Consider the following 249-nt stretch of genomic DNA (forward strand, 5'->3'; position numbering starts at 1 on the left):
CATTGGACTAACATAAGCGCGTCGTTTGGCAATGTTAGGTTCTCGTTTCAATGATGAGATTGCTCAGAAGTTAGGTGTAGTGCATGATGTGGTGCATGATGATTATGAACTTGAGCAGTTACTGAGCGATACCGTTCAACAAATCAAACGTGCTGCACCATTGGCCTCTCGCAATACTAAAGCTTTATTACATCGTACTTCGAATGAACCTTTAGATGCTCTACTGGATGATGCTGCACAGCAATTTGC

At 42.6% G+C, this 249-nt stretch carries 1 pseudogene; it reads left to right on the top strand.

Annotated elements, in window-relative coordinates:
- Positions 1-25: 25 nt before the first annotated feature.
- Positions 26-249: pseudogene (locus AC2Q9J_RS18335) on the top strand (enoyl-CoA hydratase/isomerase family protein); the annotation flags it as partial.

This window comes from Planococcus sp. RAB007_Raresut (genome assembly GCF_057369535.1).